29 protein-coding genes, 2 pseudogenes and 1 riboswitch are annotated in these 24918 nt (G+C 57.2%); of the genes and pseudogenes, 12 read left to right on the forward strand and 19 right to left on the reverse strand.

Annotated features, from left to right (window positions below):
- Nucleotides 1-499 (forward strand): ATP-binding protein (locus QTL96_RS07735; protein ID WP_289727295.1); only part of this gene is annotated, 499 nt, incomplete at its 5' end.
- A gap of 22 nt (nt 500-521) precedes the next feature.
- Here the strand turns inward: QTL96_RS07735 and QTL96_RS07740 are convergent.
- From QTL96_RS07740 to QTL96_RS07750, 3 genes and pseudogenes are all read right to left on the reverse strand, one after another.
- Nucleotides 522-731: pseudogene (locus QTL96_RS07740) on the reverse strand (LysR family transcriptional regulator); the annotation flags it as partial.
- A gap of 261 nt (nt 732-992) precedes the next feature.
- Nucleotides 993-1175, reverse strand: a complete 183-nt coding sequence (locus QTL96_RS07745; RefSeq protein ID WP_289727296.1) for a hypothetical protein — start codon at nt 1173-1175, stop codon at nt 993-995.
- A 110-nt stretch (nt 1176-1285) separates the two neighbouring features.
- Nucleotides 1286-1495, reverse strand: a complete 210-nt coding sequence (locus tag QTL96_RS07750) for a cold-shock protein (protein WP_113198021.1) — start codon at nt 1493-1495, stop codon at nt 1286-1288.
- 770 nt (nt 1496-2265) lie between these two features.
- On the opposite strand from QTL96_RS07750, the gene QTL96_RS07755 reads away from it, so the two are divergent.
- Entirely contained in the window at nt 2266-3972 is a 1707-nt protein-coding gene (locus QTL96_RS07755; protein WP_289727297.1) for an adenylate/guanylate cyclase domain-containing protein, read from the forward strand.
- A gap of 284 nt (nt 3973-4256) precedes the next feature.
- Here the strand turns inward: QTL96_RS07755 and QTL96_RS07760 are convergent, their stop codons facing one another.
- The 5 genes from QTL96_RS07760 to QTL96_RS07780 form a co-directional block, all read right to left on the reverse strand.
- A complete protein-coding gene (locus tag QTL96_RS07760; protein WP_289727298.1) occupies nt 4257-4727 on the reverse strand; it encodes a nuclear transport factor 2 family protein in 471 nt (156 codons plus the stop codon).
- A 104-nt stretch (nt 4728-4831) separates the two neighbouring features.
- The gene (locus tag QTL96_RS07765; RefSeq protein ID WP_289727299.1) at nt 4832-5158 is read right to left on the reverse strand and encodes a nuclear transport factor 2 family protein; all 327 of its coding nucleotides are present in this window, start codon (nt 5156-5158) and stop codon (nt 4832-4834) included.
- Between the two features lie 13 nt (nt 5159-5171).
- Nucleotides 5172-6155, reverse strand: coding sequence for a saccharopine dehydrogenase NADP-binding domain-containing protein (locus QTL96_RS07770; protein WP_289727300.1), 984 nt, complete (start codon nt 6153-6155; stop codon nt 5172-5174).
- 1 nt (nt 6156) lies between these two features.
- A complete protein-coding gene (locus tag QTL96_RS07775) occupies nt 6157-6552 on the reverse strand; it encodes a VOC family protein (protein ID WP_289727301.1) in 396 nt (131 codons plus the stop codon).
- 14 nt (nt 6553-6566) lie between these two features.
- Nucleotides 6567-7310, reverse strand: a complete 744-nt coding sequence (locus tag QTL96_RS07780) for an SDR family oxidoreductase (RefSeq protein WP_289727302.1) — start codon at nt 7308-7310, stop codon at nt 6567-6569.
- Between the two features lie 136 nt (nt 7311-7446).
- On the opposite strand from QTL96_RS07780, the gene QTL96_RS07785 reads away from it, so the two are divergent.
- On the forward strand, nt 7447-8328 hold the full coding sequence (locus QTL96_RS07785) for an AraC family transcriptional regulator (protein WP_289727303.1): 882 nt from the start codon (nt 7447-7449) through the stop codon (nt 8326-8328).
- Between the two features lie 174 nt (nt 8329-8502).
- Nucleotides 8503-8655 (forward strand): hypothetical protein, encoded by a 153-nt coding sequence (locus QTL96_RS07790; RefSeq protein WP_354669119.1) that lies wholly within the window; start codon nt 8503-8505, stop codon nt 8653-8655.
- A 158-nt stretch (nt 8656-8813) separates the two neighbouring features.
- Here the strand turns inward: QTL96_RS07790 and QTL96_RS07795 are convergent, their stop codons facing one another.
- Nucleotides 8814-9482: a hypothetical protein gene (locus tag QTL96_RS07795; RefSeq protein ID WP_289727304.1), complete on the reverse strand. Its 669-nt coding sequence runs from the start codon at nt 9480-9482 to the stop codon at nt 8814-8816.
- Between the two features lie 511 nt (nt 9483-9993).
- Between QTL96_RS07795 and QTL96_RS07800 the strand changes: the two genes are divergently transcribed.
- From QTL96_RS07800 to QTL96_RS07810, 3 genes are all read left to right on the forward strand, one after another.
- Complete coding sequence (locus QTL96_RS07800) at nt 9994-10191, forward strand: hypothetical protein (RefSeq protein ID WP_113198009.1); 198 nt, start codon at nt 9994-9996, stop codon at nt 10189-10191.
- 116 nt (nt 10192-10307) lie between these two features.
- Nucleotides 10308-11072, forward strand: a complete 765-nt coding sequence (locus tag QTL96_RS07805; protein ID WP_289727305.1) for an SDR family NAD(P)-dependent oxidoreductase — start codon at nt 10308-10310, stop codon at nt 11070-11072.
- A 188-nt stretch (nt 11073-11260) separates the two neighbouring features.
- Complete coding sequence (locus QTL96_RS07810) at nt 11261-12226, forward strand: VOC family protein (RefSeq protein WP_289727306.1); 966 nt, start codon at nt 11261-11263, stop codon at nt 12224-12226.
- Nucleotides 12227-12260: 34 nt separating this feature from the next.
- Here QTL96_RS07810 and QTL96_RS07815 read toward each other — a convergent pair whose 3' ends face one another.
- Nucleotides 12261-12824, reverse strand: a complete 564-nt coding sequence (locus QTL96_RS07815; protein WP_289727307.1) for a manganese efflux pump MntP family protein — start codon at nt 12822-12824, stop codon at nt 12261-12263.
- 77 nt (nt 12825-12901) lie between these two features.
- Nucleotides 12902-12997: riboswitch (yybP-ykoY riboswitch) on the reverse strand.
- A 700-nt stretch (nt 12998-13697) separates the two neighbouring features.
- Between QTL96_RS07815 and QTL96_RS07820 the strand changes: the two genes are divergently transcribed.
- The 3 genes and pseudogenes from QTL96_RS07820 to QTL96_RS07830 form a co-directional block, all read left to right on the forward strand.
- A complete protein-coding gene (locus tag QTL96_RS07820) occupies nt 13698-14579 on the forward strand; it encodes an aldo/keto reductase (RefSeq protein ID WP_289727308.1) in 882 nt (293 codons plus the stop codon).
- A gap of 333 nt (nt 14580-14912) precedes the next feature.
- Nucleotides 14913-15122 carry a cold-shock protein gene (locus tag QTL96_RS07825; RefSeq protein ID WP_112819104.1) on the forward strand — a complete coding sequence of 70 codons (210 nt, stop codon included), beginning with the start codon at nt 14913-14915 and terminating at the stop codon, nt 15120-15122.
- 45 nt (nt 15123-15167) lie between these two features.
- Nucleotides 15168-15428: pseudogene (locus QTL96_RS07830) on the forward strand (mechanosensitive ion channel family protein); the annotation flags it as partial.
- Nucleotides 15429-15627: 199 nt separating this feature from the next.
- Here the strand turns inward: QTL96_RS07830 and QTL96_RS07835 are convergent.
- The 4 genes from QTL96_RS07835 to QTL96_RS07850 form a co-directional block, all read right to left on the reverse strand.
- Complete coding sequence (locus tag QTL96_RS07835) at nt 15628-15891, reverse strand: hypothetical protein (RefSeq protein ID WP_289727309.1); 264 nt, start codon at nt 15889-15891, stop codon at nt 15628-15630.
- Nucleotides 15892-15909: 18 nt separating this feature from the next.
- Nucleotides 15910-17247 carry a S8/S53 family peptidase gene (locus QTL96_RS07840; RefSeq protein ID WP_289727310.1) on the reverse strand — a complete coding sequence of 446 codons (1338 nt, stop codon included), beginning with the start codon at nt 17245-17247 and terminating at the stop codon, nt 15910-15912.
- A gap of 76 nt (nt 17248-17323) precedes the next feature.
- Nucleotides 17324-19105, reverse strand: coding sequence for a heme peroxidase family protein (locus tag QTL96_RS07845; protein ID WP_289727311.1), 1782 nt, complete (start codon nt 19103-19105; stop codon nt 17324-17326).
- 530 nt (nt 19106-19635) lie between these two features.
- Nucleotides 19636-19758, reverse strand: coding sequence for a hypothetical protein (locus tag QTL96_RS07850; protein ID WP_289727431.1), 123 nt, complete (start codon nt 19756-19758; stop codon nt 19636-19638).
- A gap of 378 nt (nt 19759-20136) precedes the next feature.
- Here QTL96_RS07850 and QTL96_RS07855 point away from each other — a divergent pair, with 378 nt between their 5' ends.
- On the forward strand, nt 20137-20697 hold the full coding sequence (locus QTL96_RS07855) for an SDR family NAD(P)-dependent oxidoreductase (protein WP_354669123.1): 561 nt from the start codon (nt 20137-20139) through the stop codon (nt 20695-20697).
- A 142-nt stretch (nt 20698-20839) separates the two neighbouring features.
- Here QTL96_RS07855 and QTL96_RS07860 read toward each other — a convergent pair whose 3' ends face one another.
- The 5 genes from QTL96_RS07860 to QTL96_RS07880 all read right to left on the reverse strand — a co-directional run bounded on the left by QTL96_RS07860 (nt 20840) and on the right by QTL96_RS07880 (nt 23393).
- On the reverse strand, nt 20840-21028 hold the full coding sequence (locus QTL96_RS07860) for a hypothetical protein (RefSeq protein ID WP_289727313.1): 189 nt from the start codon (nt 21026-21028) through the stop codon (nt 20840-20842).
- Between the two features lie 137 nt (nt 21029-21165).
- Nucleotides 21166-21519 (reverse strand): PAS domain-containing protein, encoded by a 354-nt coding sequence (locus tag QTL96_RS07865; protein WP_289727314.1) that lies wholly within the window; start codon nt 21517-21519, stop codon nt 21166-21168.
- Nucleotides 21520-21655: 136 nt separating this feature from the next.
- The gene (locus tag QTL96_RS07870; RefSeq protein WP_113197998.1) at nt 21656-21970 is read right to left on the reverse strand and encodes a metalloregulator ArsR/SmtB family transcription factor; all 315 of its coding nucleotides are present in this window, start codon (nt 21968-21970) and stop codon (nt 21656-21658) included.
- Nucleotides 21971-22476: 506 nt separating this feature from the next.
- A complete protein-coding gene (locus tag QTL96_RS07875; protein WP_289727315.1) occupies nt 22477-22677 on the reverse strand; it encodes a hypothetical protein in 201 nt (66 codons plus the stop codon).
- A gap of 446 nt (nt 22678-23123) precedes the next feature.
- Nucleotides 23124-23393: a BON domain-containing protein gene (locus QTL96_RS07880; RefSeq protein ID WP_289727316.1), complete on the reverse strand. Its 270-nt coding sequence runs from the start codon at nt 23391-23393 to the stop codon at nt 23124-23126.
- A gap of 440 nt (nt 23394-23833) precedes the next feature.
- On the opposite strand from QTL96_RS07880, the gene QTL96_RS07885 reads away from it, so the two are divergent.
- Nucleotides 23834-24268 carry a hypothetical protein gene (locus QTL96_RS07885; RefSeq protein ID WP_289727317.1) on the forward strand — a complete coding sequence of 145 codons (435 nt, stop codon included), beginning with the start codon at nt 23834-23836 and terminating at the stop codon, nt 24266-24268.
- The last annotated feature ends 650 nt before the right edge of the window (nt 24269-24918 follow it).

The raw sequence follows: 24918 nt of genomic DNA on the forward strand, positions 1-24918 counted from the left end.
TACGACCGAGCTCGTTCAGAAGCTGCAGGTGGCTCGTCGCGAACTCCAGCTCGAATCCGCCATTGCCAAGCTCGACAAATTCGATCTGCTCATCCTCGATGATCTGGCCTATGTAACCAAGGATCAGGCCGAAACGAGCGTACTCTTCGAGCTCATCTCCGCGCGCTACGAGCGGCGATCAATCATGCTCACCGCCAACCAGCCCTTCGGTGAATGGAACAGGGTTTTCCCCGATCCCGCCATGACACTCGCCGCCGTTGATCGTCTCGTCCACCACGCGACTATCTTTGAGATGAATGTCGAAAGCTACCGGCGTCGATCCGCGATAGAAGCCAAACGCCAGCGTGGTAGGCCCGCTTACTTCGCGACAATGAAAAATGCCGCCGAGACTGACGCTGCGCGACAATCAGAACCCAACGAAGCGCTTGCCAGCGACAATCACGATGATACCGTCGACGATGACCGCGACACTAGAATCTCATCCAGATTGTCGCGCTGATCTCATCCAGATTGTCGCCCTACATGTCGGGATAGTCGCAGAGAAGCGGACGCAGTTTCGGCCAGACGACACTCTCCAGGGCATGATCTGACAAGGTAATTCGTACAGTACCCGACGGCTTGTCCATGATCTCAATCAGTTCGTCGATCTCGGTCTCGAGTTCTTCGATGGGCGAAAGCGATCGGAGTAGCCGTTCCCCGGCTTCCGTCGGAGAAACGCTGCGGGTCGTCATTCTGGGACTTCACTTCCACCGTCGCACCGTTTTTCGCCCACTGGATTGGCGTCGTGGCGCTGCCCGCAATGGCAGCGTATTACGCGTCTTTGCGGAAGAGAAAGCTGCAGGCCGGCTCGTCCAAAGGTGGGCAGGTCCGCTTAGGGCGACTGCGGTCTTCCGCTTCGCGGCAAGCTGCGACATCACACAAATGGATCGCATCCCGATCTCTCTGCATGCGTCCGACGACACCACGTCACTGTAACTGCTACCAAAGCTAACTCAGCGAGTTTGATCCCTCGCCTCGTCGCGAGCGAGCCGTGCTTCTCGAAGCCGTTGGGTTTTGGCTTGTCGTGCTTGTTCTTCGGTCTGAAGTTCCTCGACGGCTTGGCCGTGTGCGAAGAACGAGGACTGGACGCGGTTGAATGCGTTTTCGGCTTGCTGCCTGGATTTGCTCTGGGTCATGAAACCTCCTTGGGTTTCGGGGCTATAAAGTGAAAAGCCGGAGTGTCCGGCTTTTCAAACGCGCTGTTCCATTGCCAGTACATCCGTGGTCAATGGGACTGCACGTTCAATTATGCGGCCTGCAGGTTGCAGGCAGACATCTTGCCGGACTTGGCGTCGCGCTCGAGATCGAAGCTGATCTTCTGACCTTCGACGATTTCGCGCATTCCCGCACGTTCGACAGCAGAGATATGGACGAACGCATCGGCGCCGCCATTGTCAGGCTGGATGAAGCCAAAGCCCTTGGTGGAATTGAACCATTTTACTGTGCCTGTGGTCATGATGAACCCTTTCAAAGCATAGAGTGAGGGACCGCGGAAGCGATGCTTCGCGGACGGTGATACGACTATTTTTGAAAGAGAAGATTCGAATAGAGCGCGGTGCCAATCGCGCGGTAGACAAAGCTCGGCAAGCAAAAGATCGATAAAACCAAAAATAGAGACTTTGCGCACAAAGTCAACCAATAGTTTTTCCCGTTGCCGTTCGGCGCCAACGCATGGTTCGTTCACAGAACAAGGCGGGATGATCGAATCGGGGTCGATAGCAGGCGATATTTTCGCCACAAGAAGTCAAATTACGTAAGTGGCATTGAAGAATTGCGCGCGCAAAACCAAGCTTCTTACAGAGAGCCGCAGCTTCTGCCTTATCAGTAAATATCCGAACGCCGGAGAACGATGTTCGCGCTGATTCCGGAAAATAGCGAGCATCACGAGAGGCGACCTTGTCGGCTGTTGCGTGCGAGGCATATTAATGGCGCAGGCAAGCCATACCGATTTTCCTGCGGCCTCCGCTACTTGATAAGTTTTTCATAAAACGGAAACCCGCGCGGGAGGCCTCGATCAGACGAAGCTGTTATCAGGCGCCAACTCCAGGACGGACTTGATTTCGATGGGTAGGATGACCGTCTCATCACTTTGTTCGCAATTGCTTTTCTGTCACTATACCTCAGTGGCTGCAACGGGCTGCTGATGAACATCGATAGTCTACAATTTGTTGACTCACCCACGGCTGAACAATACCCTGCGAGTTCAGTCGTTAGGCTTGTCCTCAGATGACAGATCCATCTCTTCAGCGGCGTCTTGCCGCCATCGTCGTTGCCGATGTGGTGGGATACTCTCGCCTGATGGAGGCTGATGAAGTCGCGACGGTGGAGAACCTCCGGGTACTCCGTTCCGGCGTTATCGAGCCCGCCGTGACGTTCCACAACGGTCGAATCTTCAAGATCGTCGGCGACGGCTTCCTAATCGAATTCGCTAGCGCATTGGATGCGGTCAAGGCAGCGCTGGAGATACAACGGGCCACCACTGCCACCGAGACCCCGGGAGACCGACGCCTGCTTTTACGCGTCGGCGTCAATGTGGGAGATGTCATCGGCGACGGCTCGGACATCCTCGGCGACGGCGTAAACGTCGCCGCGCGCCTTCAGACGCAAGCCGCATCGGGAGGCATCTGCATTTCAGCCGGCGTCCACGGCGAAATCGTCGGCAAGATCAACGAGCGGTTCTTCGATGCAGGCGAGCGCTACCTGAAGAACCTGACCCGCCCGGTCCACGTGTGGCATTGGCCGGATGCGCTGCAAAGCATATTGCAGCTCCCCGAAGGTCCCTCAATCGCCGTATTGCCGTTCACCAACATGAGCGGGGATGAAGCGGACACCCACTTTGTCGACGGCTTGACCGAAGACCTGATCACCGACCTGTCCCGTACGGCTGGCCTGTTCGTCATCGCGCGCAATTCCGTCTACGTTTACAAGGGCAAAGCTGTCGACGTACGGCTGGTCGCCCAGGAACTCGGCGTCCGCTACGTCCTTGAGGGGAGCGCCAGACGCGCGATGGGGCGTGTCCGCATCAATGCGCAATTGTTCGACGCGCTTTGCGGCAAGCACCTGTGGGCCGACCGGTTTGACAGGACGGTGGAAGATGTTTTCGAGCTGCAGGACGAAGTCAACGCCAAGATCGTCGAAGCCCTCGTCGGCCGGCTGACCGCACCCGCGCAACGCAATCGTCCGAAGAACGTCGAGGCATACGACCTGTGTGTCCGCGCCCGCCTCCTGACGGAAGAGTCACCTCAGACTGAGCGTGAGGCACATATGCTGCTCCAGCGCGCCGTTCAACTTGAGCCGTCATATGCCGAGGCCCTCGGTCTTCTCGCATATAACCGTTGGCTTGCCTGGACTCATTTCGGCGAGCCCGAAGATCCAAACCGGGCGATGGCAGTGACGTTCGCGCAGGAAGCGGTCGACCTGGATCCCAACGACGCAGGCTGCCGATACATTCTGGGGACCATCATGGCCTATGAGCGGCGATGGGAGGAATCGGAGGGAGCCTTCACCAAGGCCCTGGAGTTGGACCCCAACCACGCCGACACCTGGGCCGCCATGTCGGACATGTCCGTGCTTGATGGCAAGGTTGCCGCCGGCCTGGCGCAGATCGAAAAAGCACTGCGGCTCAATCCCTATCCAGCCTGCTGGTACCTTTGTCATCTCGGGCAGGCGCAGTACGCCGCGCAGGACTATCAGGCAGCGAAGGTTACCCTGCGCAGGGAGGAGACCTATCGTACAAACTCACGCAAATTCCTGGCTGCGACGCTCGCGCAGTTGGGCGACGACGAGGAGGCGCACCGGGAAGCAGAATTGTTCCTGATCGCCCATCCCCATTTCACGATCGACCATTGGCTCAACTCCCAGCCGCTCCGCGACACAGATGTGGGAGACCACTTCGCCGATGGCTTCCGCAAAGCCGGCCTGCCGGAGAGGTGATAGCGGGGGAAGTCAACGTCGAGATGGCAACCTCCGCAATGATCGCAAATTTGACCTATTCAATTATCAATTACGGCATTGGCAGAGAACCACTCTCCGCCGCTTCCCGTTATGGCGCAGACGCGGCCGATGCGGAGAGGTAGACATGGCGCCACTCCACGCCACCATAAGCCTATGTGCCACCCGGCTAAACAGATTGCTGCAGCGTCTGTTTGGCTATTGAACGAAGCGATATGGAGATGGAGACAGTGTCTCGCCGCCGCCTTGAGCACAGACAAAGTATGTTAGATGCCGGAAAGAACTCCGATGTCGCCGGAACGCCAGATATTGTCGACCGTGTTGCGGGTGATGACCCAGATGTCGCCGCTCCTCTTCAGTTCGACGTCGTAGCGGTTCTTCATCAGGTAATGACGTGAGGGATCGCTGCGCGGAACGTGCTGCGCCTCGACGAGAACATTCATGCGTGCCGTGTCGCCATCGATCGTCATCCGCGGATTGCTGACGGAATGCGTGGTGTCCAGGGCGGCAAGCGATGTGGTCAACGCCGAGACGATGACATCCCGGCCCTCGATCACAGGATAGTCGAAGCCGGCCTTGGCGGCAGCCGGTCGGAAGTCGGAGACGGCATTTTCCGCCAAAGATGACACGAGGAGATTGTTGTCGCGAAGATCGATACCGGCGGCGAAGCGATAGAGAGCCTCGACGACGGCCAGTCTGTCTGCTGCGTCCTGTGCGAATGATGGCGATGTGGTCATGAACGTGTTCCTTGTCGTGCCGGAGGCCTGCGGAATGCAGACCGTCACCGGCGTGGGCGCGCTGGGCGCCAATGGTTGTGGTTCGATAGGACTGATGGGGTCTGCTATTCGAGATCGGCGTCGATGCGCTCGATCAGGCCGGTGGAATTGATCGCAATCTTCAGGATGCCGATCTCGTGTCCGAAATCGCCAGTGAAATCGAGCCGGACGCTCGAATGGACGGTGTCCAGTTCCTCCATGGACAGCAGCTTGCTTCTGGTGTTGTAGCCGACGAAAAACCGCTCGAGGTACTGGCGGACACCAGCGTGGCCAATGAAGGCGTCGCCGACCGAGATATCGTCAATGACGGCGTCGGTTGCGAACAGGGACAATGCCCCTTCGACGTCGAAGGCATTGGCGGCCGCGATGAAGGATTCGACGAGCTTTCGCATGGTGCCGGCTTCCTCAGCCATCGTTGATCGAGGTGTCGGCGATGGTCTGCGCAAAGCCGGCGCCGAACAGGGCCGCGGGCGTCTGGAAACCGGGCCGGACTTCGCCGCCCAGCACACGTAGTCCGGCCTCGGCTGCCGCCATCGCCGTGAACGTGTAGCCGTTGACTGTATCCAGGACGGAATGTGTGACCTTTCCATCCGCGCCGGTGACTTCGACGGACGCCTGATAGCGGTTCGCCAGCCTCTCCTCTTCACTCGGGCCGTCTGGAAGTGTCGAAAGATCACCCTGTGGGAAACCGTCGCCAGTGACATGCACAAAGGTTTCGACATCGGGAACGCCCGTCGCCCGCCAGATGGTGATGAGGTCGGGCAGCGTGACCGGGAAGCAATCGACCTGACCCTTGCCGAAATCGAATTTCCGAATGCCGTCGGCGGCAATGGCGACAAGCTCGCCGTCCACCCGCGCCAGGGTCTCGACGGTGACGTTCTCCATGGCGCTGATCGCCGATCCGCGTGACAGTCCGCCCGCCACATGCAGCGCGATCCTAATTTTGCGAGGGTCGTTCACACGCGACACCGCATGTCCCGCGAGGCTTCCGAGCATGGCGACGCTTCCGCCGCCACCCGGCATGAGCATGACACCTGCAGCCTTCGCTTTGTCGTCCAAACTCTCGGCCAGACGATAGCTGTCGAGTTCGGCGGCGGTGTCGAGATAGTGCACACCGTTACGAATCGACGCCGTCATGAGGGTGTTGGCTGTGCGCATAAACGGACCGGCGCAGTTCAGTAGGACCGAGATGCCGGCCAGACCGGCATCGATCGCTCCAGCATCGTCGAGACCAAAGACGCGGTATTCGACGCCGAGTTCTGCAGAGAGCTTGAAGAGGGTCGCTTCGTTGCGGCCGGCGAGAACAAGCGGCATGCCTGCTTCCTTCGCATGCTCCGCCGCCATGCGGCCGGTATAGCCGGTCGCGCCGTAGATCATCAGTTTTTTCATGTCAGTGCTGCCATTCCTTGTAGACGAATTCGAGGCTGTAGCCGTCCGGATCACGGACCTGGGCGGCGTAATAGCGGGGGTCGTAGTGGAGCTGTGCTCCCGGCGGATGGATTTCCGAGGCGCCTGCCATCATGGCGGCGGCGAAGGCTGCGTCGACCTCAGAGATGCAGTCGGCGACGAAGCCGAGATGAGCTGCGCGGCCTTCGACCACGCCTTCGCGGAGCCAGACGAACACCCGGCCGTTCGCGCCGAACCCTTTCAGATCCGGATGACCGGGAGGGCCGTTCTTCCCCTCGTAGTCATGGGCGTGAACGATGCCGAGCGGGGCAAGCGCCGCCTCGTAGAAGGCGATCGAGCGATCGATGTCGCTGACGGAAATGAAGACATGGTCGAGCATATCGCTCTCCTTGTTCAGATGATGTAGCCGCCCGCGACCTCGATGTTCTGGGCGTTGATCCAGCGGTTCTCGGAAGACAGAAGGCTTGCGACGACGCCACCGATCTCTTCAGGCTCGCCGACGCGGCCGAGTGCGGTCTGGCCTGCAAGCATCGCCTCGAACTCGTCTTTCAGGCCGCCGCCGAGTTCAGTGCGGATTGCGCCGGGCGCGATCGAGTTCGCCCGGATGCCCCGCTGGCCGAATTCCTTGGCCATGTAGCGGGTCAGGACTTCGAGACCACCTTTGAAGGAGGCATAGGGCGCGACGCCTGCAGTCGCCACGCGCGTGGTCGCACTGGTGATGTTGATGATCTGGCCGCCGTCCGCCATCAGCGGCAGCAGGATCTGGGTCAGGAAGAATGGCCCCTTGAGATGGACGTTGAACAGCCCATCGAACTGTTCTTCCGTAACAGTCGCGATCGGATTGAAGAGGCCGTATCCCGCATTGTTGACGAGATAATCGAAGTCGTCCCGTCCGAAGACGGACCGCAGTTCCGATGCAACAGCGTCGCGAAACGCCGGAAACGCGCCGATCTCGCCGACGTCGAGTTTTAGGGCAGCGGCCTGACCGCCGCTCCCCGTGATCGTCTTCACGACATCGACCGCTTTTGCCGGATTGTTGTTGTAGGTCACGACGACGCCCATTCCCTTAGCCGCGCATTCGATGGCTGTGCTGGCTCCGAGACCCCGGCTTCCTCCGGTGACGATGACGATTTTCATGGCTGTTTCCTTGGCTGTTTGCTGTGCCCTGAAGCTAGGCCTGCGCCGTGTTGCCCGCTCACCTATTCCTCTCCGAAGCTTGCCTATTTCTGCTTCCCTGTTGCGGAGGCGATCCTGACCTGTCACGGTCACCTTCATGGAAAAGCAACTTCAGGAACTGCGCGCTCTGGCGTCGACGGCGGAAAACCGCCGCACGGAAACAGGAATTCCCCGTGTTGCGATGGTCCAGGGCGAGATCCCGGAGCATCGGCTCTCGGCCGTCTACGAGCCGATGATCAACCTGATCCTGACTGGGTCGAAGACGATGACGGTCGGCGAGCGGACTTTTGCCTACGACCCGGCGACGTATTTCGTCATGTCGGTAGACCTTCCGGCGGTGGGATCGGTTCACCCTTCAGTGGCGGGAGAACCCTATCTCGCGGTCAGCCTGACACTCCACCCGCCGACGGTCGCAGCCCTCATCAGCGATCTGCCCGTGCAGGTGTGCAGCAAGCTGTTCGGCTCCGGTTTTTCAGTGGCGCCGGTCAACGACGAGTTCCTCGACGCCTGGGTGCGGATGCTCCGGCTGATGGACCGTCCGGACGAGATTGCCGTGCTGGCGCCTGCCTACGAGCGTGAGATCTTGTTCAGGGTGCTGCAGGGCCCGTTGGGCTGGATGCTGCGCGACATTGCGGCGCCCGATGCCGCATTGTCGCGGATCGGCGTTGCGATCCAATGGATCCGGGAAAACTTTGCCAAGCCGCTCAGGGTCGAGGCTCTCGCGGAGATGGCGGCGCTCAGCGTCTCGGCGTTCCATCGACACTTCAAGGCCATCACGGCGCTCAGCCCGATCCAATATCAGAAGCAAGTCCGGCTGCTGCACGCGCGCAGGCTTTTGATGGCCGGAGAAGGAACCGCGACGTCGGTCGCCTACGGCGTTGGCTATGAAAGTCCGAACCAGTTCAGCCGGGAATACGCAAGGCAGTTCGGGCTACCGCCCTCGAAGGATGTCGTGCGTCTTCGGGCCGGGGCCGTGTGAGGGAATTCTCTCCTGCAACGACCGCTTAGGGTCGCCTGCGGTCTTCCCCTTCGCGCCAAAACCGGTCATTCAGCGATCAGACATAGCTTCCACAATTTTGGCTGCGTCCGCTCAACGACAAAATCAAGCGACCGTTTTTGGGAGCATATCCCCGGCACGACACAGATGGCGCACATGATCGAAAACATCGGAGGTCCGGGCGTCTCCTTTACTGCGACGGAACTGGCCGATCTGAACGCCTCGCTTGCTGCGACCGAAATCAGAGGCGCCAGACTACCTGATGCGGTGCAGGCATTTTCAGATGTCGAGGCTCCCGCCAAGTTATGACCAGCATCGGCTTCGCTCACTCGGCTCGAATTCAGCTACCGCTCCTGCAATGGCAAAGCTTCGTGATGAAGACAACCTTATCGAAGCTTTCTACATGCTCATGAGGAACGTCGGCTGCTGACTGCGGCCGATCTCGAATTCAAGAAGCGCTTTAGAGGTCAAGTCGACACACTTTCCGGAACTGCATTTCGTCCAAAAATTGGCGTGACGTTCGATGGTTGATCCGGGACATGTCGAGCGCTTTGAGCGCGGCGTCTCCAGAATTCGTCCATTTCCCGTATCTTCTCAACGAAATCGCTTCGAGGATCGTAGTAATCGGGGCGGATCGGCAACGGCAGGCGATGTTCGGCACAGATACGTTCTACCAGGTCCATCGCCCTTAAGCCAAGGCGGGCATAATCGTCTTGCCTGTGCTCAAAAAGGTCGTTGAATTCGGGTGGCTCGATTTCGATGGACTCCAAACCATCTCGAACATTGCGCAGACGATTGGGCAGCCATCTGATTTCATCAGCAAGTTCGCGACTGAGCAGCGACCAGTTCGCGTCTTTTGGAAGCATGATCACCGGATCGTCGGAATGTAGGAAGAAATTTTCAGGGTCATCGACGTCGTATTCGGGAAAATCGTGCGCTGCAATGTAACAGGCGCCAACGAAGTCATCGATGGCCAACACAGACTGCATTGCGAGATCGCGTGCTGCATCGTCGGTATGCGGCCCTTCACGTCGTCGTAGGATTTCTCCCCTCACCCAAACGTACACACAAAGCGACAGCGCGCCGGTTGCGGCTCCACTTGCAAATGTCACTGCAGCTAGATCGAACGGGCTCATGAGACGTCCTTTGAATGTTAGCTGTGGTGGACCAATAGCAGCACGATTCTCTGAAACGGCAAATCCCAAATAGCGACCGGCTACGACAATTGGACGTGCGCCACGAGATAGAAGACAAAAAACCAGGCGAGAGACGTCAAGGACGCCAAAGAAAACAGGAATAGCCGCACAAAATTTCCAATCCGTACATGCCTGTCACAACGAGCGAGAGACGAAATCGTTCAGAGCGGGCGAGATTTCCGGTTTTATTCGAGTGGCGCAGCGAAGAGAACCACCTAGGGCGGCAATCCAACAGTTGCCGTAACGTGCGTCCTGAACGCAAAGCAGCGTCTGCAGCAATCGGCGAAGCGACCATAACGACCGAAAACATGGTTGGAGTTCGATAAACTCGCCCAGCTGTTGCCGCAGCGATAGGAGAACTCGATATTAAAGCGCCGAGTAGAACTCGCGATGCACCTGTCACGCCGCAGATATTCTTGTCAAAAGCCCGGCCAGCGCTATCCTCCTGAGTATGAGCCACAAACGCTATTATTCTGGCAAAAACACATCGGATCAGTACTGGTCCGTCATCGACCTGTTTACCGGGCAGCCCGCCGATTTTTTCGGCGCGGTCCTCGACACGCTGGAAGCGGACGAGGTCGAACGTCTCGTAGGCGTCTTGAACGACCGGGACAGAATACGGCGCAGCCAGCTTGGCGTCGCGTACTGATCCAACGCTGTAGCAATCAAACTCAATGCATTGTTTAATTGGTCTTTATTCCGATCTCACAATTGAGTTCGCGAACATCATAAGCTCACAACACTCGCCGTCCGAGGGAGGATTCTTTGGGTAAGATTTTCATCACGGGCTCAGCAGATGGACTTGGTCTTGCGGCCGCCCAGAACCTGGCACGCGCCGGACATGACGTCATCCTGCATGCTCGATCTCGCGAACGTAGCAAAGCCATTTCCAGCGCTCTTACGGGTTCGCCTCGTATCGTCATCGGTGACCTGAGCAGCGCAGATGACATCCAATCACTCGTCAAGCAAGTCAACGATATTGGACGCATGGATGCAATCATTCACAATGCGGGCGTCTATCTCCAATACGAGCGAGGCAGCACGATAGAGGGTCATGCAACGACGCTGGCCGTGAACACGCTTGCTCCCTACATGCTAACCGCGCTTATCGAGCGGCCCGATCGGCTGGTATACCTTAGCAGCGGAATGCACCGAAGTGCGGATAGCTCGTTGGCCGACATCGATTGGCAAACCCGGAGCTGGCAGGCAAGTACGGCATATTCGGAAAGCAAGCTGCATGTGGCGGCACTTGCGTGCGCCGTTGCGAGATTGTGGCCGGGAACGTTGAGCAATGCCGTCGACCCTGGTTGGGTACCCACGAAAATGGGTGGGCCGAATGCGTCGGACAATCTCGAGATGGGTCACCAGACCCAGGTGTGGCTGGCTGTCGAGAACGATCGCGAGGCGATGACATCTGGCGGGTATTGGTACCACCGACAACGCCAACAGCCCTCACCCGCGGTCGAAGACGTGCGGTTCCAGGACAGACTGATAGCGCGCCTTGCAGAAATGACGGGAGTTCAACTCTAGCATTATCGCAGCGCCCATGCTCGACCTCACTACAGGCCCAGCTTCACCCTCGACGCTGGACCCTTCCCTATTGCTGCCCCCGAAGTTTTTCATTCATCCTTGAGAACACATAGTTTTGACTTGATGAACCGGCCTAAAGACTAGAAGCGATAGGCGGGGAATGAACACGCAGCCACCGGATCGTCTCAATGGTCATCAGCCGTCGCCACCTGCTGCAACTCGCGGGCATAACCTCGCTCGCAGCCGCATTCAACAATGCCGTAAAGGCCGAAGCGGGCGCAATGCCTGTAGCGGCTAGGTTGCCTTATGGAGTAACCACTGCCGCGCATATCAAGAGCGCTTGCCTGCGCGTGCGCGATCTCGCCGGCATGAGCCGCTATTACCAAGACACGCTGCGCCTTAAGGTGCTTGCACAAAGCGCCGAGGAAGTCATGCTCGGCGTTGCCAACGAGCCGCTGCTTTACTTGACCAGCATCCCGGACGCTGGCTTCGAGGATCCGACGTCGGCCGGCCTTTTCCATATCGCCTATCTGATGCCGTCCAGGGTCGATCTCGCGCGCTGGCTGGTGCACGCCGCAGTGGCCAAAATCCCGCTCGACGGGTTTGCAGATCACAGTGTCAGTGAAGCCATCTATCTGACCGATCCCGAAGGCAATGGCATCGAGGTCTATTCCGACCGGCCACGAGATCAATGGCAATGGAAGGACGGTATCGTCACCATGGGCACAAAGGAACTCGATATCGATGCGATCGCCGCTTTGACCGACACGTCAAAGGATACGTATGACACGGCACCCGAGGGGCTGCGCATCGGCCACATTCATCTGCGCGTCGGCGACATCGATGAGGCAAACGGCTTCTATCGCGATCTGCTGTGCCTCGCCGCTACCAGCGCCGAGCGTGACAACGCTGCTTTCCTGTCGTCGGGTGGTTATCACCATCACGTGGCGGTCAACACATGGCGCAGCGCCGGCGCCGGTGGCCGGGACAGCTCAAAAACCGGGCTTGGCTGGTTTTCGCTAACGATATCCGAACCACTGCTCTACGAAAAGCAGATCAAGCGCTTCAACACTGCCGGCATCGGCGGCCATGTTGCCGGCGGCTATATCGCAATGGATCCCTGGGGAACTGAAGTCCGGCTGATCAAGGCATGACCGTGCAGGTCGCGACGGCTTGCGCCAGACCGAGTCATCCAGCCAACAGGTGCTCGTAAAGGATCGATGAGCCTAGAATGATCAGTGCAACGCCGGCGACGCCCTCGGCGTAGCGCCCGAAGCGCTCACCGATCAGGCGACCGACGAGCATTCCGCCCGATGCCATCAGGAAAGTTGCGGCACCTATCGCAACCGCGATGACCAGAATGTTGACCTCAAGGAACGCCAGCGAAACGCCTACTGCCATGGCATCGAGGCTGGTGCCGATTGCAGTTGCGATCAGCATGGCCAAGGACATCCCGGCTTTCTTGTCTTCTTCCTGCTCACTGCTCATCGATGCGCGCAGCATGTTGATACCAACAGCAGCAAGCAGACCAAACGCGATCCAGTGATCGACCGCCGTCACGAACCTGGCAGCGGCAACACCGGCCGCCCAGCCGATAAGTGGCGTGATCGCCTCGACGATCCCAAAGACAACACCGGTGCGCAGCGTCTCAGCCAAGCGCGGTCGACCAAGAGCTGCGCCCCGACCGACGGAGACGGCGAATGCGTCCATGGACATGCTGAATGCCAGCACGATGATCGATAGCAGTGACATGGTTAAACCCTTCGGAGAAACGTAGCTGAGCCAATTCACCCTGTTTTGGCCAGGTGAAGTCTGCCACGGTCTTGCCGAGCCGATCTTTTCGGCCGAACGCGCCACGTGCTCTTGCACGAGTATGTTGACACGCTCCCGCCATCAGGCGGTGGCTACTCCCCGATGCGCGCTGGGTATGCGAACCGCCTGAGCCTGTCAACGCGAAACACAAGATCGGAGCACAAAAAGCTTTAATTAACAATGACTTGCAAGTGCATCTTCTAGTTTTTAATGCGGCTGAGACGCATTCGCATGATCGGCAGACCAACTGTCATACTCGAGACCTCTTCGCGCAGAAGCCGAGCTTGTCGCAGAGCCGGATCTCTTGTTCCAAACCGGAGAATGGGGGGAGGCCTGCTCTTCAATCAATAGCGTGACGCCGGTCGGCAAAGCGGGAGCGAGCGCCACCCGTCGGCATTTCCCGTTTTCGGGTCCGATCCATATGATCGTGGTCGCGCCGAAAGCATCCAGAATTAGTGGCGTCGGCTGCGAGCCGTTTTGCAGCCAACACCACCAAAGAATTGTCGCTGCCATTCCGTGAAATGTCCCTCACCAAGCAGCTTTTCCATGCGCTGCCGGAAGAAGGGAATTTCAGTGTCGCTCAGTATTTGCAACAGGTTGAGGCTATTAAATTTCGTGCAACGAGACCCATAAGGGCCGGGGCGTCCCGTGGGGAGCGTCGTAGGCGGGTACCCGGGAGCATTCGAAGAAGCAAACGTTTGGTTATGAACTTGCGGCTTTGACGACAAAGCTTGGACGGGCTGCCTTTAACTCCCGCCACGAACCACTACCTTGATGTTGTCAGGAAACACAAACCGACGGCGGAGTTTGATCATGACGGACTACAGCGCAGCGAAATCAGGAACGTTTAGAATTAATGGTGATTTGGAAGTCAATCGTCTGGGTTTCGGAGCTATGCGTGTCACGGGATCGGGCATTTGGGGCCCGCCAGCAGACCATGACGAGGCGATCCGGACTCTCAAAAGGCTTCCCGCACTCGGGGTGAACTTTATCGACACGGCCGATTCCTACGGTCCAGACGTCTCTGAATGGCTGATTAAGGAAGCGCTTCACCCCTACAATGAAGGCTCAATCGTCGCCACAAAAGGCGGACTGACGCGGCATGGCCCTAATATCTGGCTCCCTGTCGGGCGACCGGAGTATCTCATCCAGCAGGTCCATAAGAGCCTGCGTAATTTAGGTGTTGAGCGGATCGACCTTTGGCAACTCCATCGGATCGACCCAAAAGTCCCGGCGAATGAGCAGTTCGACGCGATCAAGTCGCTCATCGATTCAGGGCTCATCAGGCACGCAGGTCTCAGCGAGGTATCGGTCGACGAGATCAAGGCAGCATCCAAAGCGTTCAAGGTCGCCACTGTCCAGAACCGCTATAATTTGGTTGATCGCACGAGCGAAGACGTTCTCGACTACTGCACAGAGCACGGTATTGGGTTTATTCCGTGGTCACCACTCGCGGCTGGCGATCTTGCCAGGGCGGGGTCTTTGCTCGATTCAGTGGCCGCCAAGCACGGAGTGTCCCCCAGTCAGATCGCACTGGCTTGGGTTCTAAAACGTAGTCCGGTAATGGTTCCCATCCCAGGTACTTCCAAGGTCATGCACCTTGAGGAAAACATACGTGCTGCAGGCGTTGACCTCACCGACGATCAGTTCACTGCGCTTGATGCCGAGGGTCGGAACGCCTTCAAATCCGGCTAGCGCTGTGCGAGCTGATTGACATTCGATCGGGTCATTTTTTTGAACGATACTGGCATACCAGCCGTCGTATACCTGCGCTGCGAAAAAGTCGGTTCCCCGGCTCGGTCCGGTTCCGTACATGGCCGGTTAGGCAACTGGCCCGCCATTCAGTTGGCTTCTGCCACCAGCAGCAACACGTGCGCTGCCCTAACGGGTTAAGCGCTCGTAATCGTTTATGCCTCACGTTCACGGCGCGTGATTAGAGCAGGCGACGCCCACGAAACGTCATTCTGGACCTTGATATCTCGAGGCCCACGGCTATTTTTCACTTCGCAAATCAACCGAGGATCTACATTGGCTACTGGTACTGTAAAATGGTTCAACTCTGAAAAGGGTTATGGCTTCATCGCTCCGGACGATGGCGCTGCGGACGTGTTCGTTCACATCTCAGCGGTCGAACGTTCGGGCCTTTCGGGCCTAAAGGATGGACAGAAGGTGAGCTTTGAGCCGACGCAGGATCGCCGCTCTGGAAAGACAGCTGCTGAGGACCTTCGAGCTCTTTAACCGATAGCTGCCGCGAGTTAAGCGGCAGCTTTTTCTACGGGACGGTCGCGCCTTACCGCGATCGTGATCGGTCTGCCGATCCAGAGAACACTGAACGACCGTCTTTTCTGGCATCACCCTCAACCTGGGATGTCCCTACACCGTTGGCGACTGGATCGGGGTGAGGGAAGCGTTCGGGGCCGGGTGGTGGAAACAAACTGGCGATTGACGCACGTCCTCAACGACACCAACGACCTCGTCATCATCAAGGTCATCGTCGTCGTCCCTAACAGCACTCTCGCCAAAGTCACGTTGACTAACCTTACCGGACGCACCTTAAAGCCGCTGGCAATGCCGGCACCAAGGCTCATCCCGTCTCACTAGCGGCCAAATACGCCACCTGTTCAGACTTCCGCACTAAAATGGACGGCGTTACGATCCATCGTTCGTTTGCAGCCGTGCAATCCACGGAACACTGGCGATATGGTTGATCCAGCCGAGCGGCACCGCGGGAAATTCGGCTAGGCTATCGTTTACCTTCCTTTGGGCCGTAACCCTCGATACGTGGGTTTGAGTATGGTCCACTAGAACCATCCGAAGAGTTGCGCGGACCTGCAGCAGCGTCAGCGCGCACTTGCACCGCGTACTTGCCATTCTCAGGGTCGATCGGCACAACGCCGAACGCGGCATCCATCTCTGACGTGTCAACTCCAAGCAGACCTGCTGCGCGGGCTAGGTCTGGAACGTTGCCTGGTGACTCAATCATCATAAGGACAAACACGTCAGCCATTTCGGTCTCCAGACACCATTACAAGCCAAAGTGGCTTGCGACCGCCATGGGTCGTATTATCCCCGCGCCATAGTCCTTGTTCCATCCCGCGCCAGGTCCCGGCCGAACAAGCGCATTGGCCTGGAACTGTGAGAATAGATCTTTCGATGTCGTATTTCCAGCTGGAAGCTTGGCTCGGATCGCCGCGATACATCCTGCAGCCACTGGGCAGGCAGCGGATGTTCCGGAGTCAGGCGTACCTTGTCCAAACGCTTCGGAGCCCACGAAGTGTGTGTAAGCCGTCAAGTCCGGTTTCTGACTTGCCATTCCGGCAATCCCGGGCCCTTGCGAAGAATAGCCGACGCGGGTGTCTGAGACATCACAACCCGTGATCGTCAGGACATCGGGATGTGCGTTCGCACCACAAATGGTTCCGGTCGTCACCCCCTGACAACGCCCGTCAGGACAATCGGCCCCGCAGTTTCCTGCGGCGAACAGCACATCAGCGCCTGATCTTGCAAGCGTTCCCACCATTATGTTGAACGGGTGATTGGGATTGTCGGCGTATCGTCCGGGATGGCCGACTGGAAAATCCCAGCTCGGATGGTACATTCCCCAACTATTGCTGACCACCAGAGCCTTGTACTTGCGCTGGAACGAGGCCGTGCTGCGCTGTGTGTTCAGATAGGAGAATGCAAGCAGTGCGTCACTCAAGAAGCCTGCCATGGCGCTGCCGCCAGGTGTGGTGGATTTCAAAATGGGAAAATCAAGCAAGGTGCAGGCAGGGGCTGCAATCAACACATCGAAGGCACACATCGTGCCATGGTCGACCGCGAATTGACCCGGCGTTTGGGCAACACCAGGCGGCGCCCAGAACACCTGGCGATCGAGCCTGGGTTTCAAACCGTGTCCTCTTAAATGTGCGATGTTGATCCCGGTGTCCATCACCGCAACCGCCACACGGCGGCCGTCCAGTCCTTTGGCAAGCAGACCCTTTACGTCGAGCTTGGTTTCGACATCCGACTTCATACCGACAGCGGTCGATCCGCAATGCGGCGTCTCGAACAATCCGATTTCCGGATCGGCAAAGATCTCGATCCCGCGATTTTCCTGTCTCAGTCGATCGATGCTTTCCGTGTCGATTGTTCCTCGGGTCACGAAAGTCGGCGCAACGTCGGCAGTTGCCATCGCAAGATCGATGCGGTCAGCACGCTTGGCAGACAACGGCAGCGGCGGAAACTTCGGATCGATATAGAGGTCCGTTGGTCTCACTGTCGTAAAAGTAGGTGCCGCAGGTCTGCCTGGTGTAAACGCCGCCAGACTGAGCGAGCGTAGGTTCTGTTCCGCAGGCATCGACACGATGACCGAAACGCGCATGACATCCTCCACAGAAAGCGCGACAGCTGAAAGCGAAAGGCGGCCGCGCGGCTAGGTTCGCCGCGCGGCCGATGGATTACTGCATCACCGTGGCAAAGCGCATCCATTTCGCGATGGTATCGATTGGCGAGTTATCTGGCATCCGTAGGGGGCTCTGATCGGGCGTGAAGCCGCGGGAGAGCGCAGAATCCGGGTCGGCAAGCAACACACCCACGAAGGTGAGCGCAACCAGACAGCTTCCAACCTCGCCCAACCTGTTTCCACCTGCGGCTTCCGCCTCCGCAAGGATGTAGAACCAGAGCGGTGTCCGTTCATGGAACTTGGCATTCGTGTTCTTGAGGAAATCCCGCAGGTCGGGCTTTGCATTAAAGAGCGCGGAGACGTCGGCGATCGGCGAGGATTGGACGGCACCGATTTGTTTGAGATGCTTGTGCAAAGCCTGTCCGGTGGGAAGACGCAGGTTATAGCCGCGACGCAGGTTTCGTCGCGCCAGGCTTTTGAAGAGTTTCTTCAAGTTGTCGTCCGTCTCGTCATTGCCCTCCTTGACCATCAGCCGTAGTGGTGGGGCGATATCGGTGTCGATCTTTCTCGCCAAGCGCGCCGGCTGGCCGTCGGAGGTATCGTGCGGGGCAACGCCGGTGAAGCGTGTCCAGTCAATCACCCAGTTCTTTGGAAGTTTCTTGTCGGTGTCCAGACGACCGCCGCCTCCGGTGAACTGAAAGATCAGATCGAGCGTCGCATGGGGAAGGATACCGCCGGGCCGCCCGAAATTCTTGTTGTAGTCGTAGACTGCTCGAACCATCGAATGGCCGAAGCGATACCCAGCAGAGGAGAATTCCAGGGGCAACGCGTTGCCGAGCCTGGTGTTTTGTCTACGCGCATCGAACTCCGCCCTGAACTTGAAGAAGTGCGAGGCCCGGTCGTCGACCACGCGCTGCACCACGGCAGGGTCACACACCCCCTTCAGATAGCCTTCGACGATCAGCCACTGGTAGTGGAGGCGCGTTAGCGTCTGGGCGGAGTTGAAATCGGCGACCCATCCCGTGTCATGGCTCGAAAGAAAATCGACCACCTTGTTGTGAAACCTGAGGAAGCTCAGGTGGAACTGCGCGACAATGAGGTTCTCATCATTGCGATTGTCACCGATGATCGCCCTTTGCGGTAGACTTGCGGCATATTTCTGAAACGCATCTGCCGGCATACTGGCCTGGGCGAGACGCAACGCGGCGTCGCGAACACTGGCCTGGACCTGCCCATAGCGGGGCAGATCGCGGTGTTCATCTATCGTGTCGGGCAATGGACCGGGCTCGATCGCAGTCCCCACCCTCATTTTGTTCTTCAAGGTTGGGTGGCGAAGGCCGGAAATGACCTTTACCACATCTGCCGTGATCCCGGCTCCGACAACCGATCCGCCATAAACGCTGTCGAGGTCAAACCGCGGTGACCGCGCGTTTCTCAGTTGGCTCTCGACCTCAGACGAGGCTGCAGGCGGGTGCGCGTTGACCATGCTCGACACCGCACTTTCTCGATCGGTGCGGGCGGTCAGCTCATGGTCGAGGAACTGGCCCCAATAGGTGAATACAGGAGGCAAGGTTGAATCCTCGTCGGGAGCCTCCAGAGCATTGGGGTCCGCGACCACATCGATCATGATGTCCCCGAGTTCATCGAGCTCTCCGACCGTTTCTCCGGTCTCCGGAAGGTAATTCTCAGGCGCGTCCAAAGGCGGGACGAAGTACCCGAAATCGGCCTCCTCATCTATGGCAACGTCAGTCCCGGCGGGTGGCCCTGCTCTTAGATCGACCGGTGGAATTTTGCCTTCTTTTTCTGTTCCTCCATGCGACTGAAACAATATACTCATAGAACTCCCTCCACTTTCAGCCCGCGAGAATAATCCCCGCAGCCAAAGCGCGAAGTCAACCAATCAAAAGTCGCCATAAAATTGATTATCGTAGAGTTACCAGAGACGATAATCGCCGCAATAATGAATAATACTGAAGCACATTCGGATACATCGAATTCAATCTGAACACTTGCTACACACGGATGGTTTTATATTAATTATATTTTCTGCAACCGCGAAACGTTCAACGACAATATCGGCACACCCCCTCGATCTGCCTTTCTCACAACCATACTGGTTCGATGTTGGGATGTCGCCCGCTACTGAGCGGATCATTCGATACTGCGGTGTTTTGAAATACCCGGAACCAACAACAGAGAACGGGGCCATGTGAACATCTGTACTTCGAATTCACAATTCAACCTTTCAATTTGCGGCAGCCACAGCAAGGCGGCCGTTTAGGCGATCTCGTTGTCCTTGCTCTTAGTCCTTGCGACACTGGTGGCATCTGTCTGGCATCAAATATGAGCGCCTCGGCGAGATGTGCACTATTTCGGTTCCGGCTGCTGGATGACGGCCGGCGGTGCATCGTTCTTGTCGCTGCCACGATCGAAGGGTTTGATGGCGAGGATGCCAAAGATCGAGGCAACCATCGCTCCCACAATGAGCAACATTAGCATCCGAATATCGAGGCCTCCGTCATATTATTTGAACACCGGGGGCCGCGCATCGTTCCCTCACCTGCAACGACGCGGAGACAATTCGATCGATGACCTTTTCTGGGTAGTCTGATTTAAAGCGCGCTTCGTAAGACATATGGGTTGAGCGTCGCTTCCTGTTCTAGCCGTCGGTAAGCGCAGTCAGTCCGATAAGTTAGCAAGCCGCTGGGTGGTAGTGCCATGACAACCGGACCAGAATCTCATCTACAATCCCTGCCAGATGGCTTCCGCGCCGTTGTCATTGGTGCCAGCGGAGGGATCGGAGCTGCCGTTTGCGCTCGTTTGAAAAGCGAGCCACATCTCGGCGAACTCGTCGAAATCGCACGCAAATTGGACGGGTTCGATCTGCTGTCCGAGGCAAGCGTCGCCGACCACGCAAACCAACATTCAAATAGCCCGATCCATCTTCTGATATGCGCAACAGGCATGCTGACGACGCATGGTTGCCCGCCTGAGAAGTCGCTGCGTCAGATTGATCCCGAGATCATGTTGTCGCAGTTCCGCGTCAATGCGGTCGGACCAGCACTGGTCGCCAAGCATTTTCTGCCGCTGCTCGATCGCAAGTCCCGCACGGCGGCAGCGTTTCTGTCTGCACGCGTCGGCTCAATCGGAGATAACGTGAAGGGTGGCTGGATTTCATATCGCGCGTCGAAGGCGGCACTCAACCAGATCGTGAAAACAGCATCCATAGAGTTGGCGCGAACACATCCGCACGCGGTGGTAGCGGCGATGCATCCGGGCACAGTTCGTACGCCGCTCTCAGATCCCTACTCGAAGGGCCATCCGACAGTCAGCCCGGAGCAAGCAGCCGCATCGCTCCTTCATACGCTGGGTCGGCAAACTCACACGGGGACATTCATCGCCTATGATGGAAGCGTTATCGAATGGTAGCGCGGCACAATCAAACGTCGCCGAGGCGATCGACCGACATCAGATGACCTCCCACTAGCGTTCGACACGGCTTTTAGCGACTTGGCGGGGCGCATCGCGTCGTTGGACACTACGGCGAGCGAAAACATCAATCGATTGCGGATCAGGCACGCCCTTCTAGTGCCTGGACCATCATCAGGGAGAGGTGATCTAAGTCCCCAGCGTCAGCCTTGACTTCGGATCGCGTGGGTGCATGTCGTGACTGCGGATTGCCGCCGGCGGCAAACTGCATCTTCGAGGACATCTGGCGTGGGGCGTATTCGGTTTCGCGGTCACTCTTGTTGTCGGACATCTCAAGCTCCGTGCGTTTAGTAGGATTGGAGCGTGAACGATGCAAGGGACGAGTTGTTCCCTTGCACGCAGTCGATCGTGCCCGTCAAAATAGGCTGCTGATCTTCGAAGCTGCCTCAGAGACCATCGAATAGCCGCTCAATGATGTGAGGGGGTTTCAGTCGCCTCTGCGAGTACGACAATACCTGCGTAATATACGGGATTGTCGTGGCGGTCGCGAAAGCATCTGCCAAAGGCAGAAACACAAACGTAAGACCCGTCCGCATTCATTGACCGATAATGCTGAACGGTCGGATGTTGTGCAATAATGGCATCACTTATTTGCTTGGCTAGTCCGGCGACGTCATCAGGATGCACCCGATCGAGATAGGCTTGTACTGGCAAACCTCTTTCAGTTTCGGCTGCATCGAGGCCAAAAAGCGAAGCGAGAGCGCTATCGGCATAGACAAGATCCGCGTTCATGTCCCAGGTAAAAAGGCCTGTGTCAGGCATCCGGTCCCCGAAGATCCGTGTGACGAATAAGGCTTTCGCATCTGACACCCTTTGGTCTCCCAGCCTTTTCTTTCAATCGTGCTGGCGCCATACATCACAAGTTGCTGAAACAAGCAAGGTTCCCGACATCCAGACCTTACAATGATTTTCTGATCCGAATAGCCGCGCTCGGCTCAAACAACTCCTCGAGGACTTCCAGAACCTTCTGAATACCTTCGTGCGCGGTTGAATAGTAAACTGTTTGGGCATCACGGCGCGTCGTAACAGCTTTGGCAGCGCGGAATTTCGCAAGGTGTTGGGAAAGTGCTGACTGCGAAAGCGAAACCTTTTCCGCCAGCTCGTTGACGCTAAGCTCGCGGTTTAAAATATGCGTGGCAATGAGCAGCCTCTTCTCGTTTGCAAGAAGAGCGAGGAGTTCTGCCTGGGCGGCAAACGCTGTTTTATCGTTCATGTTATCGAACCAAGACCAACTAAATTACAGCTTACTTAAACGTAAGATGTCGCCGTGGCTAGAACAAAACTATTACAAGTTAGAAAACTCACTGGGGAACGCTTCCGCCACAAGCAAAGAAAAAATCCTTTGGTTGCAATCAGCATAATGTAGCGATTTTATCGAGCCGGGGGGGCGCCGCGCTCAATGGAGCTAGGCGGCTGGGCAGCAGAAATCGGATGCAGATTCTGGCGCCACCTTGTCATGAAAGGATACTTGGTGTGTTTAGTCGCACGATCGCCCCGCGGCAGCTGCGAAACTGCTCACCCGTAAGCCGCCTTCCCTACACGGCAAGCGAGCCAGTTGGGATCTAGGGGCGGCGGCAACGAATTCGCTGGATACCACGGCGAAGAGCTTCTGCTTGATGCTCGCAAGTGCCACTTAGAACGCTCCGCGCCGCTGCAGTCGGCCATATGAATGGCCGCCATTCGGTCTTTTCTGCGCCAGCACCCGGCTCCGTCCTGAAACTAAGAGTGCAGCCGTCGATCAAGATCGTTCAAAAGATTTTTGGTGCTGCGTTTGTGCTCAATCAGCTCGAGTGCAGTCGTGATGGTCCGCCTGCCTTGTGGACTATGAAGGTCATAGCCATGGTCTCCGCAATATTTGTGAATGGCAGCGATGACTATCGAAACGTCCTCGTCGGACAGGCTCATCAGTGATTGCAGCATATCGTCTACCTCCTACAAACGGCGGAGCGCCAGCAGATTAAAAGCCGTTGAGGCGATGATCATATTTTGGTTTGTGGGCTCCGCACCGAACCTGAAGATACATTAAGCAAACCTTATATATCTACGCAAGATATTCCGTTATCTTCGGCACGATTTTGGCTGATCGATTGGACGAGGAGAAAATCGAAAAAGCTGACTGACCCGATCTCTTTGGGGGTTACCCTTGCAGGGCAATTCGATCCAGCCAGCCAGCTCGACAAGATTTAGATAGTCTTGCGGTCGGACCAATTGCAAATTCTTAGGGACGAGGACCTGTAGTGCGCACGACGCTGGCCCGTTTGAGCTGACCATTGCGCTAGGAGGCCAAACCTCTATGCACTCGTTTCGAACCCAAGACCTGGGTCTGAGGCAGATCGCAGTCTCATCCGTCTAAAATCATTGATCTACTATGACGTCACACGGCTCAACATCCGGTCGTGGACGTTCTCAAAACCCACGATCATTGCGGCGATTGAGATCGCCTTATTGCGATCTTGAGCGTCAGAAATGTAGCCTTCGAGAACTGCGACGGGTCCTAGCATGGCGATGGTGATCGCACTGCTGTCAAACGTGGCATCCGCCGCAAGTGCCGCCTGGATGGTGGCAATCGTCGAGGCCGAACTGTGACCTTGTGAACAGCAGTCTTCGTGACTGAAACTATCGGAACCGAATTTCATGGCGACGCTCCTTCCGGCTTCACTCAGAAAAGCCACGGGTCAATTTCCAAATAAGTGTGCCGTGATCCGTTAAGTTCCACGGGTCAGACTTAGGTCCCACCCGAAGTCCGCGATGCTACGATTACCTCCTTCTCCGAAAGCGTACGCTGCCTAGCTAGCCACTATTATACGCTAGGCCAAGCGTTGGCGGCACGGCAAATACCGAGGTGCTGCGCGATGAGGTCCAGTTTCTCGCCGCGACCCGCTGCTTAGGCTTCCGCGTTCGTAATAACCTGTCTCATCCATACGCTCGCGCTAGCCGTCGTCCCGGCGCGCCACCATAGAGGCGCGACACTTTGCGTGCATGGACAGATCGTGATTGGACTTCCCCGCCGCTCAAGCGGAATATCGTCAGGGGATGGCGCGGAATGGACATAGTCAAAGTCTGAACGGAGCCAAAGATGAAACACCTTACACTCGATGAATTGCGGGCCGTAGCTGGCATCGAGACCCGTGCGATCAGTTCAATGTCTGCGAGCGAACGTCTCGAGCGCTGGGCCGAACTGCTGGAACGCAATCCCCATTGGCGTCTCTCGACGCTGCATCAGACAGAGTTTCAGTCAGCAAATTCGCGCGACACCATGCGAGCGGACAACTCGCCTTTATCGGTAGCATTCAACGATCCTCTGCTTCGCTCAGAAGGTCTCGAAGGCGACACCTATGGCGAGGCAAAGCGGTCCTTCGGTTTGGAAGACGCTCAACTACACGAAATCATCTGTTACTGCCATTTTGGCGCGAGTGTACCCGCTGCGTCAGCCGCGCGAGAAGTCCGCGCTATCCTGTCACCACCACCCGCAGGGCTATTTGAAAGACTGCGGCGGGTAATTTTCCGCTAACGGACAACACGATATGGCGCCTTGAGAGCGCGCAACCCGTCCCGTCGCAGAACCAAACGAGACTGTCTGGAGCCAGCATCGCGGCGATCGCTGTTCGTCCGGATCATGGGCGGGGTTGTCGTTTTGGTGTCTGCCGAAGAGTGTTTTTCCTGCGAACATCATCGAAAACCGCTATGGTCACGTCGTCCACAGAAAGCCCCGGAATAACTGCGGTGTTACAGACAGGACACGAACACCAACGGAACATAAGTGGGCCTTGTCCAAAAGGTGTACAGCGTCTGAGGAATTAAGATCTGTAACATTGCTGGCGCTGGATCGGCTTCTCGTTAACGTGGCGTTGGCATGAGCGCCGGTCCAGCAACTGCCCGCCATGGCCATGACGTTCATGGCGGGCTTTGATTTCCCGAAGATGCCTATGTCAGACCGCGACCAGACGCTCGGGCTAGATTTCGTGGCTGTCCGAAGCGTTTTCGATACGTGGGCGATAGGCACCCTCGCGTGCTGCGGTAGTCCATGATGGACGCGAGGTCGACTGTAGCCGCTATATTGGCATTCGCGACGGCGCAAGAAGCGCCGGTTGCAAGCTTCTCAAGCTATTGAGGTATGTTCCACTGTTACAGGAAATGCGTTTGAAGACGAGTGCGCGCTCG

It is taken from the genome of Rhizobium sp. S163, assembly GCF_030380805.1.
Classification (GTDB): domain Bacteria; phylum Pseudomonadota; class Alphaproteobacteria; order Rhizobiales; family Rhizobiaceae; genus Rhizobium.